This is a genomic window from Chryseobacterium sp. Mn2064 (assembly GCF_049319685.1).
Taxonomy (GTDB): domain Bacteria; phylum Bacteroidota; class Bacteroidia; order Flavobacteriales; family Weeksellaceae; genus Chryseobacterium.
Genome location: NZ_JBMOUE010000001.1, coordinates 298,987 through 314,850 on the forward strand (window position 1 = coordinate 298,987; position 15,864 = coordinate 314,850).

At 36.0% G+C, this 15,864-nt stretch carries 12 protein-coding genes; 9 read left to right on the forward strand and 3 right to left on the reverse strand.

Annotated elements, in window-relative coordinates; translation table 11 throughout:
• Positions 1-101 precede the first annotated feature (101 nt).
• The 3 genes from priA to ACL9RH_RS01335 all read left to right on the forward strand — a co-directional run bounded on the left by priA (position 102) and on the right by ACL9RH_RS01335 (position 6,197).
• Positions 102-2,549 carry a replication restart helicase PriA gene (gene priA / locus ACL9RH_RS01325; RefSeq protein WP_422691524.1) on the forward strand — a complete coding sequence of 816 codons (2,448 nt, stop codon included), beginning with the start codon at positions 102-104 and terminating at the stop codon, positions 2,547-2,549.
• A 162-nt stretch (positions 2,550-2,711) separates the two neighbouring features.
• Positions 2,712-4,181 (forward strand): D-alanyl-D-alanine carboxypeptidase/D-alanyl-D-alanine endopeptidase, encoded by a 1,470-nt coding sequence (gene dacB / locus ACL9RH_RS01330; RefSeq protein ID WP_422691525.1) that lies wholly within the window; start codon positions 2,712-2,714, stop codon positions 4,179-4,181.
• An 84-nt stretch (positions 4,182-4,265) separates the two neighbouring features.
• Positions 4,266-6,197, forward strand: coding sequence for a M1 family aminopeptidase (locus ACL9RH_RS01335; RefSeq protein ID WP_422691526.1), 1,932 nt, complete (start codon positions 4,266-4,268; stop codon positions 6,195-6,197).
• A 49-nt stretch (positions 6,198-6,246) separates the two neighbouring features.
• Here ACL9RH_RS01335 and ACL9RH_RS01340 read toward each other — a convergent pair whose 3' ends face one another.
• Positions 6,247-7,125, reverse strand: coding sequence for a cupin-like domain-containing protein (locus ACL9RH_RS01340; RefSeq protein WP_422691527.1), 879 nt, complete (start codon positions 7,123-7,125; stop codon positions 6,247-6,249).
• A 157-nt stretch (positions 7,126-7,282) separates the two neighbouring features.
• Here ACL9RH_RS01340 and kbl point away from each other — a divergent pair, with 157 nt between their 5' ends.
• From kbl to gldG, 5 genes are all read left to right on the forward strand, one after another.
• Positions 7,283-8,479, forward strand: a complete 1,197-nt coding sequence (gene kbl / locus ACL9RH_RS01345; RefSeq protein WP_422691528.1) for a glycine C-acetyltransferase — start codon at positions 7,283-7,285, stop codon at positions 8,477-8,479.
• A gap of 334 nt (positions 8,480-8,813) precedes the next feature.
• The gene (locus ACL9RH_RS01350) at positions 8,814-9,464 is read left to right on the forward strand and encodes a hypothetical protein (protein WP_422691529.1); all 651 of its coding nucleotides are present in this window, start codon (positions 8,814-8,816) and stop codon (positions 9,462-9,464) included.
• 93 nt (positions 9,465-9,557) lie between these two features.
• Complete coding sequence (locus tag ACL9RH_RS01355; RefSeq protein WP_422691530.1) at positions 9,558-10,109, forward strand: CopD family protein; 552 nt, start codon at positions 9,558-9,560, stop codon at positions 10,107-10,109.
• A gap of 47 nt (positions 10,110-10,156) precedes the next feature.
• Positions 10,157-10,885: an ABC transporter permease gene (locus tag ACL9RH_RS01360; protein ID WP_422691531.1), complete on the forward strand. Its 729-nt coding sequence runs from the start codon at positions 10,157-10,159 to the stop codon at positions 10,883-10,885.
• A 4-nt stretch (positions 10,886-10,889) separates the two neighbouring features.
• Complete coding sequence (gldG, locus tag ACL9RH_RS01365; protein WP_422691532.1) at positions 10,890-12,560, forward strand: gliding motility-associated ABC transporter substrate-binding protein GldG; 1,671 nt, start codon at positions 10,890-10,892, stop codon at positions 12,558-12,560.
• 40 nt (positions 12,561-12,600) lie between these two features.
• Here gldG and ACL9RH_RS01370 read toward each other — a convergent pair whose 3' ends face one another.
• Together ACL9RH_RS01370 and ACL9RH_RS01375 are read right to left on the reverse strand one after the other, a co-directional pair.
• Positions 12,601-12,897, reverse strand: coding sequence for a hypothetical protein (locus ACL9RH_RS01370; RefSeq protein WP_422691533.1), 297 nt, complete (start codon positions 12,895-12,897; stop codon positions 12,601-12,603).
• A 5-nt stretch (positions 12,898-12,902) separates the two neighbouring features.
• Positions 12,903-14,147: a serine hydrolase domain-containing protein gene (locus ACL9RH_RS01375; RefSeq protein WP_422691534.1), complete on the reverse strand. Its 1,245-nt coding sequence runs from the start codon at positions 14,145-14,147 to the stop codon at positions 12,903-12,905.
• 309 nt (positions 14,148-14,456) lie between these two features.
• Here ACL9RH_RS01375 and ACL9RH_RS01380 point away from each other — a divergent pair, with 309 nt between their 5' ends.
• Positions 14,457-15,854 (forward strand): phosphatidylinositol-specific phospholipase C, encoded by a 1,398-nt coding sequence (locus tag ACL9RH_RS01380; RefSeq protein ID WP_422691535.1) that lies wholly within the window; start codon positions 14,457-14,459, stop codon positions 15,852-15,854.
• Positions 15,855-15,864: the final 10 nt, after the last annotated feature.

The following is a 15,864-nucleotide window of genomic DNA, read 5'->3' on the forward strand; positions in this document are numbered from 1 at the left end:
AAGGTCTTAGTTGAAAATCTCAATTGATAAAGAAACAATAAAAATATAAATTATTGCAATTCTGTAAAGAAAAATCTAATTTTACACTTTAAATATTTCCCTTGCAGTACGCCCAAATTGTTTTACCACTGAATTTAAAAGGATCTTTCACTTACAAAGTTCCGGAAGAACTGATCACTGAAATTCAACCTGGAATGCGGGTTCTGGTACCATTTGGCGGAAAAAAAATCTATACAGGAATTGTATTCGAGCTTCATGATAATGCACCGGATAATTTCGTTGCAAAAGAGGTGATCAGTATTTTGGATGATAAACCAATTCTTCCGGAAGAACAGATCAGCTTCTGGAACTGGCTTTCAGATTATTATTTGTGCAATCTTGGCGAGATCTACAGATTTTCCTTTCCTTCTTCTTTAAAGCTGGAAAGTGAAACCTATCTGAAATTGAAACCGGGTGCCGTCATTGATTTTGAAAATCTCGATGTCAATGAAATGTATCTGATTCAGGCGCTGGAAGTAAGACAGCTGATCAACCTGACCGATATTGAAGCATTTATTCCCAAAAAAGAAATTATAAAGACCATCAACTCTCTTATTGATCTTCAATATATTGAGATTGATGAGAAAATTGCTGAAAAATACAAAGCCAAAGAAGTAGCCTATGTCAGAATTCATGATGAGGTATTGAAAAATCAGAACCTTACTGAAATTCTTTTAAAATTAAATAAAGCTCCGAAGCAGAAAGATCTTTTCCTTCTGATTACTGAAAAACAGACCGAGCATCCGGATACTCCTATTAAAAAAGCAGATTTATTTGAAGATGGTTACTTCGGAAGTTCTCATTTTAGAGCTCTTGCAGATAAAGGCCTTGTAGAGGAATATTATATGCAGAAAGACAGGATAGAAAGCTATGAAGGAGAAATAGAAGAGCTGGAAGAACTGTCGGAACAGCAGAAAATTGCTAAATCTGAAATTGATGAAGCTTTTGAAGAAGGTAAAAATGTTTTACTCCATGGAGTTACTTCTTCCGGGAAAACGCATATTTATTTAGAAAAGATTGAAGAATGCATTCAGGAGGGCAAAAACGTTCTTTTCTTACTTCCTGAGATATCTCTTACCAAGCAGATCACTCAAAGATTAGAAAAGAAATACGGTAAACAATTAGGTTTTTATCATCAAAAACTGACCGATTTTGAAAGAGTGGAAGTATGGAGAAGAATCAGACAAAACGATATCCGCATTTTGATTGCAACCCGAAATGCTTTGTTTTTACCATACCAGAACCTTGGACTTATTGTCGTGGATGAAGAACACGATTCTGCTTACAGACCGAGAGAGGTTACGCCTTACTTTAATGCAAAAGATGCAGCACTTGTTTTGGGTGGATTTTATAATGCCGGGGTTATTTTAGGTTCTGCAACACCTTCCGTGGAAAGTTATTATCGGGCCAGAAAAGATAAAATGAAATACGTTTTCCTGACCGAAAGATTTGGAAACGTAAACCTTCCGGAATATGAACTCATCAATTTCAAAGAAGCTCAGGAATCTAAAAAAGTGTCCGGAAACTTCTCTTTACAGCTGATTGACGAGATCAAGAAAACCGTAGACGAAAAAAATCAGGCCATTGTGTTGCATAACCGTCGTGGGTATTCTAATGTAATAGAATGTGAAAGTTGTGGCTATGTTAATTACTGCTCCAATTGTGATGTGGTAATGACTTATCATAAAGCAGCGAATGAAATGAAGTGCCATTATTGTGGGCAAAGAGCTTCCAAACCGAAAACCTGTCCGAAATGTTATTCCGAAAACCTTAATGAAAGAGGAGTCGGTGTAGAGCAGATTCACGAAGAAGTTTCTAAATTATTTCCTGAAAATGAAGTGGACAGGATGGATATTGATTCCATGCGCAAGAAATTCGCCTACGAAAAACTTTATGAGAAGATTGAAGAAGGTGAAACCGATATTGTGGTGGGAACTCAGATGATTTCCAAAGGACTGGATTTTGACCATATTGAACTGGTGGCTATTCCCAAAGCCGATTCCTTATTATATGTACAGGACTTCAGAGCCGAAGAAAGAGCTTATCAACTGATTACCCAGGTTTCAGGAAGGGCTGGAAGAGTTTCCGGTAAAGGAAAAATCCTGATTCAGACTTATAATCCTGAACATTCTGTATTTCAGCTGATCAAAATGAATAATCCTGCTAAAATTTATAAATACATCCTTACGGAACGTCAAAAATTCCATTATCCGCCTTTTACCAAGCTGATTATGATCGAGATGAAGCACATCAGAGATGATAAAGTAGACCGCGCTTCTCAGTTTCTGGGATCTATCCTGAGAAAATATCTTCCCGAAGAATGTGTTTTGGGACCGGAAAGAGCTCAGATTGCAAGGCTGAACAATCTCTATCAATTCCAGATTTTACTCAAGCTTCCGAGGGGGAAAAACTATGAGAAATTCAAGAGCATGGTTTTAATAAGTCTAAAAGAATTTGATGAAATCACTGCTTATCAAAGCATTAAAAAAAGCGTTTTCGTGGATTTTTAACAATTTTTAACAAACTTTACACTCTTTTATAAGACTGCCATGGTCCGTTGTATGACAATAATTTCTACTTTTGATCGTTGATTAAGTGTTTGGCTTTTTAATGTAATGATTTAACCTATCATTTTTTATACAGTCCAAACCTATAGAACAAAAAGAAAATACATGGTAAATTTCAGAAAATATATTTCAAGCGCAGCGGTGTTGGCTTCTGGTCTTTTCCTGGCACAATCTACCGTTTCTACCGTTCTTTATTCTCAGAATTATGATAACCAGAAAAGCAGTTTAAATCTACCTTCACCTATTAGTTCGATGGTGGAAAAAACCGTTTTGTCTGCAAAAGAGCTCGTAGATATTAATGTAAACACAATGATAGCAGACCCGGTGTTGAAAAATGCAACCTGGGGATTTGTTGTGTACGATCCGAAAACGAAGAAAGTAATCTCTTCGTATAATGAAAATACACCTCTTGTTCCGGCTTCTACCACAAAGTTACTGACTACAGAAACAGCAATGAATCTGTTGGGAGAAAACTACCGTTGGATGACTCAGCTGGAATATTCAGGAACTGTTGATGAAAATGGAGTTTTAAACGGAAATCTTTATGTGATAGGAAGTGGAGATCCTTCTTTAGGAACCAATAAAGCAGGTGCTTCATCTTACAGAGACATTATTTCAGATTTCATAGGAGGAATTTCCAGAGAGGGAATCAAAAAGGTAAATGGTGATATTATCATTCAGACAGCGCTTTTCAAAGGCAATATTTCAATGCTTCCGGAAAATGTTGTATGGTTGGAAAACAATAATTACTACCTGCCTGCAGGAACAACCCGAGGAATAAACCCGGCCAATGAAAAACTGATCGTTAAAAAAGCAGGTTTCTCTACCGATAAGAAATTTTTCTACGTATCTCCATATGCTCACCAAATGGTATATGCTGAAAAATATGAAGGAGACGGCGCTTTAACAACAAAACTGCCTGATGCACCGGCTTATCTGGCCAATTCTTTCAGAACAAGTCTTGTAAAAAGCGGAATTCCTGTAACCGGAAAAGTAACTCCGAAAATGACAGATGCTTCCCCAGAAAACAGAAAAATGCTTGCCGCTTACAAGTCCCCGACTTTAGGCGACATTATCTATTATACAAATCAACACAGTGATAACTCTTTGGCAGAAGCCTTACTGAGAACGGTAGGATTTCAGAAAATGGGTGATCAGACTTCAGAATCTGGAAGAGTAGTGGTTACAGACCATTTGAAAAATGCCGGTTTTGATATGATGGGGCTTACTTACATGGATGGAAGCGGTCTTTCAAGAAGTAACAATGTAACTCCTATTTCTCAGGTGAAATTCCTGACGTCTTTGATGGGAGAAAAATATTACCAGTCTTACCTGACTTCTTTGCCAATCGGAGGACAATCCGGTACATTGAAAAGAATGTTCAATGTAGGAGGGAACGGACAGGTTTTTGCTAAAACAGGAACACTGAACAAAGTGAAAACATTAGCAGGTTATCTGAAAACAAATACAGGAAGAACTTTAGTGTTCTCTTTAATGGTAAACAATTATTCGGGATCGGTGGATATGGTTAAAAAGAGAATGGAGAAAATTCTCGAACCTGCACTGGATCTTTAATTATGTTTTATTTTATATATTATAACAGCCTTTTAATCATTGATTAAAAGGTTTTTTTTATCTTTGATTAAAATATTTGCAAGAATGAGAAAATTGTACCTTCTGGGGATTTTGTTTTTGATATCGCAGCATTTCTATGCACAGAAACAGAATCAAAATACGGATATGAAAGGGTTGATAGAAAAGGAGAAAAAATCTTTCACCCAAAAAATGAATGTTGGTAACGTGAATGCCAATACACTGAATTACGACCTGCAGTACCAAAGAATGGATGTTACCCTTAATCCGGCAGTGTATAATATTTCCGGTTCGGTTACCTCACATTTTAAACCCAATCAGAATATGGGAAGCATTTATTTTGATCTTTCCAATACGCTGACAGTTTCTCAGGTGAAATATCACGGAACCAATATCACCAGTTTTCAGCAGTTGCCTTCAAAAGAACTGAAAATTGATTTTCCCGCTTCTATTCCTGCGAATACCTTAGACTCTCTGACGATCTACTATTCCGGAGCGCCTTCTACAACTAATGATGCCTTTAAAACAGCGCTTCAGAGCGGAACTCCTGTTCTTTCTACTTTAAATGAGCCTTATGGTGCCCAGGATTGGTTTCCGACTAAGCAAAGCTTAAATGATAAAATAGAAAGGTTTGATTTTAAAATTACCACTCCACAGAATTATAGTGTAGCTGCCAATGGAAAACTGATGTCCGAAACATTTCCTACAGGAAGCACAAAACTTACCTTCTGGAGAACCATGTATCCAACTCCAGCTTATCTGATTGCATTATCTATTACCAATTTCGTGAAGCTGACAGATACTATTGGGAACCCTCCGTTTCCATTTGTTAACTATGTATACCCGTCTACGAATTCTGATGCAACGAGCATGAGTAATATTCAATGGACGAAACAGGTTATGAATACTTTTGAAACCTATTTTGGAGAATACCCTTTCCGTAATGAAAAATACGGCCACATGGAATTCATGTATGGTGGAGGAATGGAGCATCAGACCATGTCTTCAATGGGAGGTTGGAGTAAAATTCTGATTGCCCATGAGCTTACCCACCAATGGTTTGGTGACAAAGTAACCTGTGGTGCATGGAATGATATCTGGCTGAATGAAGGTTTTGCCACTTTTGGAGAGCATGTAGCCAATGAAAAACTTCTGATGCCTAATGTAGACTTTATGAACTATCTACTAGGTCAAATCAATTATATCACAAGCAGTACATCCGGAAGTGTCTATGTTCCTGATTCTGGGCTTTCCAATATCAACAGAATCTTTGACAGCCGACTTACTTATGCAAAAGGCGGATATGTTTTAAGAATGTTGAAATGGATTTTAGGAGATGCCGTTTTTTATCAGGCACTTAAAGATTATCATGCCAGACCTGCTTTGGCTTACAACTATGTAAGAACTTCAGATTTTAACGCTTCGTTGCTTCAGTCTACAGGAAAAGATTTTACAGAATTTTTTAACGATTGGGTAACAGGAGAAGGATATCCTATTTATACTATAAAATGGCAGCAGTCGGGAAATCAGACTTTATTTAAGGTTTCTCAGACACAAAGCAGCACAACAGTAAGCTTCTTTGAAATGCCTTTACCAATAAAAGTAACGGGAACTGCTGGTCAAACGGCATATTTGGTGCTGAATAACACTTCAAATAACCAATACTTTCAGGAAAACGTGTCTTTCCCTATTGCAAGTGTTCAGTTTAACTATGAATACCAGATTCTTGAAAAAAATTCTACCGTTACTCAGGATAATACATTAAGTGTTTCTTCCGTTGAAAAAGAAAATTTTGGCCTGTATCCTAATCCTGCAAAGAATGAATTGTACTTAAAAGGAATGAACAGATCGGTAGATTTCACTATTCATGCTTTAGATGGAAAATTAGTGACAAAAGGAACCTATCAGCCAGGAAAAGCGATTGGAATCTCAGAACTGGTTCCGGGAGGGTATATCTTTACGGTTGATGAAAAGAATATTAAGTTTATCAAGTATTAAAAAAGTCTACCAGATAATTTTGAAAATAAACAACAACCAAAAGAAGCTTTCAGATCTGAAAGCTTCTTTGTCTTTTTATAGCTCTGTTGGCCTTTCTTTTGGCTTTTCCTACTTTAAAATCAAACCATTTCTGCCCCAATATATTCCGCATAACATTGTCGAAACTTCGGATCATCACGAGATTCTTGAAACCTCTCCATTTTTCCAGCCAGCTTGAGGGAAGTGCCCGTATGGAAACAGAATATCCTTCGGTTTCATACTGGATATAATGCCACCAGCCGGAAGGAATGTAAAGCGTTTCTCCAGGTTCAATGATAGCTTCATAGCCATTTATATATTTCAACCCGGGAAATTCTTCGTAATCCGGCTCTTTAACATTGGTGATGCTGTGGAAATTATAAGGAAGTTTGTAAAGCAAGTCCGATTGTTCCCAGGGAAAAAGCCAAATTCTTTTGATACCTTGAAACTGAGTGATAAAAACATGAGACATATCAATGTCAATATGATTTCTTGTGATAGAGCCTTCCCCTCCAAAAAACATGAAAGGAAGCCATTTTAAAATTTTTCCTTTCGTTACATCATTATAATAAATATCGTTTTTAAGTTCCGGTTTTATACTCAACAAATTGAATAGGAAAAGGCGGTGTTCTGTAGGAGCAGAAGTAATCAGATCAAGATATTCGGAAAAAGTACTTTGCCCGATAGGCTTGCTGGCTACTCTGTCTAAAGATTCTATTTCGCTTCCGTAAATATTAACTTTCTGCTCGCCTGCAATATCTTTAAAATACTCATAATTCCATTTTTTAAAAGCAGGACTTTTCGCACTTACAAAATCGTCAAGAATGATAGGTAGCCTTGGTTTCATATGACTTTTAATAAAGGTTTCTGAACTTATCATCTTTACTTTCTGTACCGGTTCTAATCTCATACTTTCAAATTTTAAGCAAATATAAATATTATCCTACTAAAATTGTAGACTAATAATGTTAAAACTGATTTTATACCCAAATTTTTAGAATTAAGTGTATAAAAGGTTTTATTTTACGGCCTTTTTAGTAAATTAGCACATCTAAAAAATTACTAAAATGATCTCTGAAAAATACCTTCAGCATTTACAGAATGAACTTCAGAATATTGAGAATGACGGACTTTACAAAAGAGAAAGAATCATCACTTCTCAGCAGAGTGCAGAAATAGAAGCCAATGGAAAAAAACTATTGAACTTCTGTGCCAACAATTATCTGGGATTATCCAACCATCCGGAAGTAATGAAAGCTTCTCAGGAGATGATCCAATCTCACGGATATGGTATGTCATCGGTACGTTTTATCTGCGGAACACAGGATATTCACAAAGATCTGGAGAAAAAAATTGCAGATTTCTTAGGTCTTGAAGATACTATCCTTTATGCTGCCGCTTTTGATGCCAATGGTGGAGTTTTTGAACCTTTGTTCACAGATGAAGATGCTATTATTTCAGATGAATTGAATCACGCTTCTATTATTGACGGAGTTCGTCTTTGTAAGGCTGCGAGATACAGATATAAAAATAATGATATGGCTGATCTGGAAGCTCAGTTAATTGCGGCTTCTGAAAAAAATCACCGTTTCAAAATTATCGTTACAGACGGAGTTTTCTCTATGGACGGAATTGTTGCCAACCTGAAAGGAGTTTGCGACCTTGCTGATAAATATGATGCTTTAGTAATGGTTGACGATTCTCACGCGACAGGGTTTATCGGAAAAACAGGCCGTGGAACTCACGAAGCAAATGAGGTAATGGGAAGAGTGGATATCATCACTTCAACATTAGGAAAAGCTTTGGGAGGAGCTTTAGGTGGATTTACTTCCGGTAAGAAAGAGATTATCGATATGTTGAGACAGCGTTCGAGACCTTATTTGTTCTCCAACTCTCTGGCTCCAGGTATCGTAGGAGCTGCTTTGAAAGTATTGGATATGATCTCTGATGATACTTCACTTCGTGATAAAGTAATGGAAAATGCAGAGTATTTCAGAACGGAAATGAAAGCGAAAGGCTTCGATATTCCTGATGGTGATGCGGCTATTGTTCCAGTAATGCTTTACGACGCTCCACTTTCTCAGAAAATGGCTGAAAAGCTGATGGATGAGGGAATTTATGTTATCGGATTCTTCTATCCGGTAGTTCCAAAAGGAAAAGCAAGAATCAGAGTACAGCTTTCTGCCGGTCATACAAGAGAGCATTTGGATAAAGCCATTGCTGCTTTTGAAAAAGTAGGAAAGGAATTAGGAGTGATCTCTTAAGATAAAAAAGATCTACATTTATAACATAAAAACAGGATTTCTTTAAATATGAGAAATCCTGTTTTTTTTATGAAAAAATATTCATGATCACAGTAACAATCATGGAGAAAGAGCAGACCGGACTCGAATTTTTTAAAAACGAACATCATTGGTTTATCTAGGAGTATGGAATAGTATGATGATCAATAAAAACTAAAATATATTAAAAATATGTCAATTAAAAATTGATTATTGGTGTTTGTTTTGGTAATTGAATTGAAATAGTTGAAAAAATATTATTGCTAAATAGATGGTAATATAATATATTTGAAACACTAATACTAATAGCCGTTTTGTGAAAAAAAAATTACTTCTTTTAGCTTTTCTTAGCTTTTTTAAAACAGTGTATGCTCAATCTAATGATTACAAATCAATACTTACCGTAAGTGCTTTTGCTCCTTTTCGTGATCAACGTTATAATGTAGGTTATATGCGGAAAATAAATGAAAGATGGTGGATTGGAGGTGAATTGGCATATGGAACCGGCAAAATAACTCCCGTAAATATTGGAAATTTCGAAGGGAAAAACAGAATTTTTGAAATTAAACCGGAAGTTTTTTATAGCCTGGCTCCTCAATCGAGATTAAAACATTTTGTATCAGCAGAAGCTTTCTATGTAAATCAAACAGGAAAAAATGTTTCAGGTACCTATTATGACGAAAATGATGTTTATTATTCTTTTAGTTCAGCAGATTATAAAAGAACCAAGTATGGATTAAATATCAACTACAGTATTTTGCTTCATAAAGAATCTTCATGGTTTGGCTTTATGCCTAAAATTGGCTTTGGCATCAGACAGAAAAATATTTCTTATACTAATATGGCAGGAAGGGAAGAAATTGATGCTCCTAGAGATGGTCTTCCTTTTGACTATCATTTAAATCAGCAGGGCTCCAATCTTCGTTTCAATTTTAATGTGGATATGAAAATTATTTTCAAATTTTAAAAAATCCATAATCTTTATTATTTTAAGCTAAAGATTTTAGATTAAATTCTCTTTTTTTCCGAAATAAACTATCTTTGCAAACAAATTTTTAGGATGCTGTATACCATCATCAAGGCTTTACATATTATCTTCATGGTAAGCTATTTTGCGGGGATTTTTTATCTCGTGAGAATCTTCGTTTATTATAAAGATACCGATGAATTTTCTGAAGAAAAAAAGAAAATTCTGAGAGAACAATATACTTTTATGGCCAGAAGGCTGTGGAATATCATTACCGTTCCGGCGGGAGTCATCATGGCAGTCTGTGGATTGGTCATGATCTTTTTAAATCCTGGACTGATGAAGATGGGCTGGTTTCATCTGAAACTGACTTTCCTTATCGGATTAGCCATTTACCACTACTGGTGCTGGAAAAAAGTACTTCAGTTAAAGGTTTTAAACGGAGATATATTACCCATTGCCAATATCAAACTGAGACAGGCGAACGAAATTGCGACCTTTATTCTTTTTCTGGTCGTATTTACAGTGATCTTAAAATCTATGGTAATTGATTACTGGTGGCAATTAATTACAGGATTTTTCGTTCTTGTATTTCTGATTATGATGACAGTGAAACTCGTTAATAAAAATAAAAAAAACAAATAATTGTGGAGTAGGATATCCATCTTTTCTACACTTTACTAAAAAAAACTATGATTGCAATTTTAAAGAAAGAACTTTGGAGTTATTTCGGAAACTGGAGCGCATGGGTGATCATTGCCGCTTTCAGTCTGATTACCACTCTTTTTCTGTTCTTTTTCGACAACGATTCTAATATTTTTGAGATCGGAATGGCTTCCATGCAAAGCTATTTTGTATTGGTACCATGGCTGTTGATGTTTATCATTCCGGCACTTTCCATGAAAACTTTTGCCGAAGAACAGCAGACGGGAACCCTGAACTGGCTTTTCTCACAACCTTTAAAAGTTTCAGACCTGATAACAGGAAAATTTCTTTCCGTTTGGATTGTAGGTGTTTTGTGCCTTATTCCTTCTTTAATTTACCTTTATACAGTATATGTGCTGGGAGTTCCTGCAGGAAATATTGATCTGGGTATGACCTTTGGAAGTTATATCGGGCTGATTATTCTTATTGCAGCATTTGCAGGAGTGGGAATTCTGGCCTCTTCTTTATCTCAGAATCAGATTATGGCTTATCTGCTTGGCGTTTTCATGTGTTTCATTATGTATTTTGGAATCGAGCAGCTGGCGAGTTATAAATTATTAGGGGGAGCAGATTTCATTCTTCAGAACATAGGTTTTTACCAGCATTTCTTAGGCTTTACAAGAGGTCTTATCGACTTTAAAGACGTGGCCTATTTTATACTGGTTATTGGTGCTTCATTAGTATTGTCCAATCATTTTATTAACAAAAAGAAGTAGAATTATGAAGAAGATCAATGCTAAATCTCCACTGGGAATTTTCTTATTTGTCATTATTCCCTTAGTTGTTATTCTGGTATATTCAGGAATCAGATTAGACTTAACAAAAGAAAAAAGATATACCCTTTCTGAAAGTACAATAAAGGTACTGGAATCTGTTAAAAAGCCGCTTACAGTGGATGTATACCTTGAAGGTGACTTCCCGGCAAGTTTTAAACAGCTTCAAAGTGAAACCAAATTTATGCTGGAAGAGTTCAGAAAGATCAACCCTAAAATTGATTTTAAATTCATCGATCCTATCAAGACAAAAATGTCTCAGGATACTTTGATGGCGATGGGAATGCAGCCTTCAATCCTTCCGGATGTGAAAGATGGAAAGATCTCTCAGATTACCCTTTTCCCGTATGCAGTGATCAAGCATGGAAATGATGGCGTTTCTATTCCGTTGGTTGTTCAACAGGCGGGTATAGATGCAGATCAGCAACTTACAAGATCAATTGAAGGATTGGAATACAACTTGATTTCCAACATTAAAAATATTGCCGCTGATAAGAAAAAGAAAATAGGAATTTTGGTCAATCATGATGAACTGAGCCCGGATGAGTTCCAGGGATTCATGCATCTTGCGATGGAAAATTATGATGCCGGTCCTATTATTCCTAAAAATCAAACCGAACTTTCATTAGCAGATATTCCATTATTGAAGCAAATGAGTGCTTTAGTTATTGCAAAACCTAGAAAAGCTTTTACAGATAATGAAAAAGTAATTCTTGACCAGTACATCATGAACGGTGGTAAAACTCTTTGGATGATTGATGCCGTGAATGCCGAGATGGATACTTTAACAAGAGCGAAAAAGGTAATGCCGTTCCCAGTTGATCTTAATATGACCGACTTCTTTTTCAATTATGGAGTAAGAATCAATCCTGCTTTGGTAAAAGATGTGAAAAAGTTTGCCCTTTTAAGATTGGTTACAGGGGAGGTAAGCGGAAATCCACAATATACAAGTTTACCTTGGCCGTATTATCCGTTGGGGATTGCTGAAAACAATAATCCGATCACTAAAAATATTAATCCTGTAAAATTTGAATTCCCAACTTCTATTGATACATTAGGCGGAAGAAAAAATATCAAAACAAAAGTCCTTTTCGAATCGAGTGAAAGAACTTTGTTGAAGCAGGTGCCAAATTATGTAGATCTGAAAGAAATTGCCAGCGTAGACAGTCTTGGACAAATGGAAAAACCAAGTACTCCAAAAATCTTTGCAGTAGCGTTGGAAGGAAAGTTTAATTCTGCTTATGCCTCAAGAATTGAAAGAAAATCTTATCCTGGATTCAAAACATCAAGTCCGGAAAATAAAATGATCGTTATTGCCGACGGAGACGTGGGAAGAAACAAAGTGATCAAAGGAAAACCACTTCCGTTAGGCGTAGATCTATTGACTAACGAGCAGTTTGGAAACGAACAGTTCCTTAGAAATGCTTTAGATTATCTTTTGGATGACAGCAACCTGATGGAGTTGAGAAACCGAAACATTGAAGAAAGACTTCTCGACAGACACAGAATTACCGAAGAGAAAACCAACTGGCAGTGGCTGAATTTATTGCTACCACTGGTGATTATCGGTTTGATTGGAGGATTGTTCTTCTGGTTGAGAAAGAAAAAATTTGGATAAATAAAAAGAGAAGCCTTTGCTTCTCTTTTTTGTTTCCTTGTTAAAGGAGTTGATCATTCATTACGCCAAGCTTTACATCTTTGCCTTTCTGATCTGCTTTCCATCCTTTCATAATTCCATATTCAATTATTTTTCGCACTATAATTGGAGTGATTTGTATTTCGGTTTTTTTACCTTCAACTATCGTCACATAATCAAAAAGGGCTATTAATTTTTGTCCGGAATTCTTTTTTAAAGCAATAATAAGATAAATAATATCATCATTACCCGATGCCATCCAGGTATATTCAATTTGATGAGCTGTTATTGTTCGTGAAGTCTTTTTAGGAAGTGCCATTTTAATTATCGTAATTTTTTTAAGTTGGACTGATAAGTCTCCAATACATTCCAGATTCCATAGAAAGCATCATTTCCCTTTTTATCCGAAAAGTTGGTGTTGAAAATCATAATTCTTCCCAGATTATTTTTAGGATCAAAGAAAAGAATAGACATTACGCCGGGGTCTCCTCCCGTATGGCCAATATATCCCGTATAACCAAAGCCCATGAATATACTTACGTTATAAGATTCACTGTAAGGATTTTTGTCATTTCTTTCTGTAAAATTGGAAGCCTTAAGCTGAGGAGTAAAATACTCTTTATAGCTTTTGGGAGAAAGTAGGGTTCCTTTTCCATTGTATCCTTTAATAAGCTCAGCCAAATATTTGCTTAAATCATTAATATTAGTGATAAAGCTACCATCAGGATAGGTTGCCGATTGATAGTAGGGAAGAGGGGTATCTGGATTCTCATACAGTTGGGAGAACTTTGAAAAGTTAACATCTTTAAATGACCATCCCGAATCCTTCATCTGTAAAGGGTTCAGAATATATTCTTTGGTAAAATCATCAAAAGATTTACCCGTTGCTTTTTCAATCACAAAAGCAGCCAAGGCAGTTCCTGTATTGGAGTATTCATATAAGGTTCCGGGTTGATAAGTAGAAAAACTTCCTTTATTCCATTTGCCGTTTTCGGAAAGTACATTCTCTAAATATTCAGCCATAGAAATAAGAGAATCAGAAGGGTTGAAAATCTGTTCATCATCAAAATTAAGCTTTACCCCTTGCAGATTTTGGTCAGGTTTCAGGAAATAGTTCTTTGTTAAATAAAATTCATTATCAAGAATAGACGAAGTATGAGTAGCCAGCTGTCGGATTGTAATAGGAGTTTGAGGAAAATTAGGATGGTGTATTTTAAAAGGAAGATATTGTTGAACCGGATCATCAAGATTCAGCTTGCCGAGTTCCTGGGCTTTTAAAAGGGCAATTCCTACCAGTGTTTTGGAAATGGAGGCTATATTTTGAATGGTCTGCTCCATATAAGGTTTCTTTTCTTTTACATTTGAAAATCCAAATCCTTTTTGATATAAAGTCCCTTTTTCATCAACAATAGAAACCGCAAATCCATTGAATATTCCCTGACGGTAAATTGCATCTATCGCAACATCCAATGAATCATGAATTGAAGAATGAGCATGATTTGACGGATGGATGGAACGGCATGAGATCATCACCCAGAAAACAAGGAATAATAGTATTGATTTTCTCATATGTTTTTAATAATAAGACACTTTGTTGTCTTATTTTGTTACAAGATACATTAAATTCTAGATAAGCATATATTATCTTATCGCAGTTTGATCACTGCTTCAGTAATGCTAAATATAATAAATAGAGAGGGTACATGAATTTGCTCTTAAATAGAATCACCATCGGAACCCACTGAATTCTTTGATTTCTTGTGTATTATTTATAAATACCTATTCTCTAAAATCCGTATTTCTACGCTAGTTCTACATCGGGTTTCTCTATAGTTTTGTAAGAGTAAGTGTAAATAAATATCACAAAATCATACGATTATGCCAACAAAACAACACAACAGGTTTCTCCTTCATATGATGGAAGGAGTCAGTAATGTACGGATCGTTATAACCGATCATAGTATTTCTTCAGGAGAACCTTGGGAAAATACAGCGGATATCATTCAGAAATCGGGAAATACCTGGGAGATTGATGTTCAGGCAGGAAGACATGGCAGTGATTCTGTTGCCAACTGGTTTAAAAGTAAGATTTCAGGCGGTAATGCCATTGGCTGCAGTTCTAATGATGCAATGCCGGGGAAATTAAATTTTGCTTTTACTTGTACCTTGTCTTTTGATTATCATAACAGACATTGTGAATTGCGCGACATCCAAATCGGGCAGGGACATAATTCAAAATTGGAGAATAATTGGTGGATTGGAAGCAAGAATCTGAAAAAAGTTTCAGGAATCTATATCTTAGAAACGGATCAGAATGTCACTTTCAAATGTAATATTTCTGTTTCGGGAGTCACCGAGTTTTATATGAATTTTAATGCATCAGAATGGATGGCTAAAGTAAACCAAAGTACTTCACTGAGGGCATTGAGTATTCCGGGAACGCATGATTCCGGGACTTATAAAATTTCCTCAGCCGCTTTTGGAGCCCGTTGTCAGAATTATGATATTCACCAGCAGCTTGAAGATGGAATTCGTTTTCTGGATATCCGATTGGTGAATGCTTCCAATTCCTCAGATCCTTTGAGTCTGTATCATGGAATTATTTCGTGTGATGTTACCTTTGGGGAAGTGTTGAATGCCAGTCAGCAATTTCTGAGAGATCATCCTTCCGAAACCATTTTGATGGGTGTGAACAATGAAAAAAGCGGTCAGGATATTTCTGAAAACTTTATTTATTATCTTAAAAAGTATAACGGCCTTTATTATCAGGGGAATTCGATTCCTGAACTGGGGCAGGTAAGAGGTAAAATTGTATTTTTTTACAGGTTTGATCTGAATACGGGAAATTCAGGAATAGATAAGAATAAAGTTGGGGTGAGATTTGGGCCGTGGGAAGATGATAAAAGCTTTGAAACTAAAAATGCATTGGGGCAGAAGTTCTATATAGAAGATAATTATCAAAGTTATGACACGCACAAAAAAGTGAAATTCGTACAGGAAAATCTTGAAAAAGCAATGAAAAAAGGCTCCGAAAATGAGTCTATTTTGTATCTAAGTTTTAATAGTATTGCTTTTGGAGCGTTTCATCATACCCCTTATCAATATGCCTGGGGTGGAATAGGGGTAGATCCTGCGATGAATCCATGGTTGAAGCAATACACCAATTATTCGGGACAAAAACGTTTGGGAATTATTCCTCTCGACTTCTATAATAATGGCGGAGGAAACCCTATTGAAAATGGATTGGTGGAAAATATTATTCAATCAAACCATTAAAAATAAAAAA

Coding starts and splice junctions, on each gene's coding strand:
- dacB (WP_422691525.1), top strand. CDS start 2,712: ATGGTAAATTTCAGAAAATATATTTCAAGCGCAGCGGTGTTGGCTTCT.
- ACL9RH_RS01335 (WP_422691526.1), top strand. CDS start 4,266: ATGAGAAAATTGTACCTTCTGGGGATTTTGTTTTTGATATCGCAGCAT.
- ACL9RH_RS01340 (WP_422691527.1), bottom strand. CDS start 7,125: ATGAGATTAGAACCGGTACAGAAAGTAAAGATGATAAGTTCAGAAACC.
- kbl (WP_422691528.1), top strand. CDS start 7,283: ATGATCTCTGAAAAATACCTTCAGCATTTACAGAATGAACTTCAGAAT.
- ACL9RH_RS01355 (WP_422691530.1), top strand. CDS start 9,558: ATGCTGTATACCATCATCAAGGCTTTACATATTATCTTCATGGTAAGC.
- ACL9RH_RS01360 (WP_422691531.1), top strand. CDS start 10,157: ATGATTGCAATTTTAAAGAAAGAACTTTGGAGTTATTTCGGAAACTGG.
- gldG (WP_422691532.1), top strand. CDS start 10,890: ATGAAGAAGATCAATGCTAAATCTCCACTGGGAATTTTCTTATTTGTC.
- ACL9RH_RS01370 (WP_422691533.1), bottom strand. CDS start 12,897: ATGGCACTTCCTAAAAAGACTTCACGAACAATAACAGCTCATCAAATT.
- ACL9RH_RS01375 (WP_422691534.1), bottom strand. CDS start 14,147: ATGAGAAAATCAATACTATTATTCCTTGTTTTCTGGGTGATGATCTCA.
- ACL9RH_RS01380 (WP_422691535.1), top strand. CDS start 14,457: ATGCCAACAAAACAACACAACAGGTTTCTCCTTCATATGATGGAAGGA.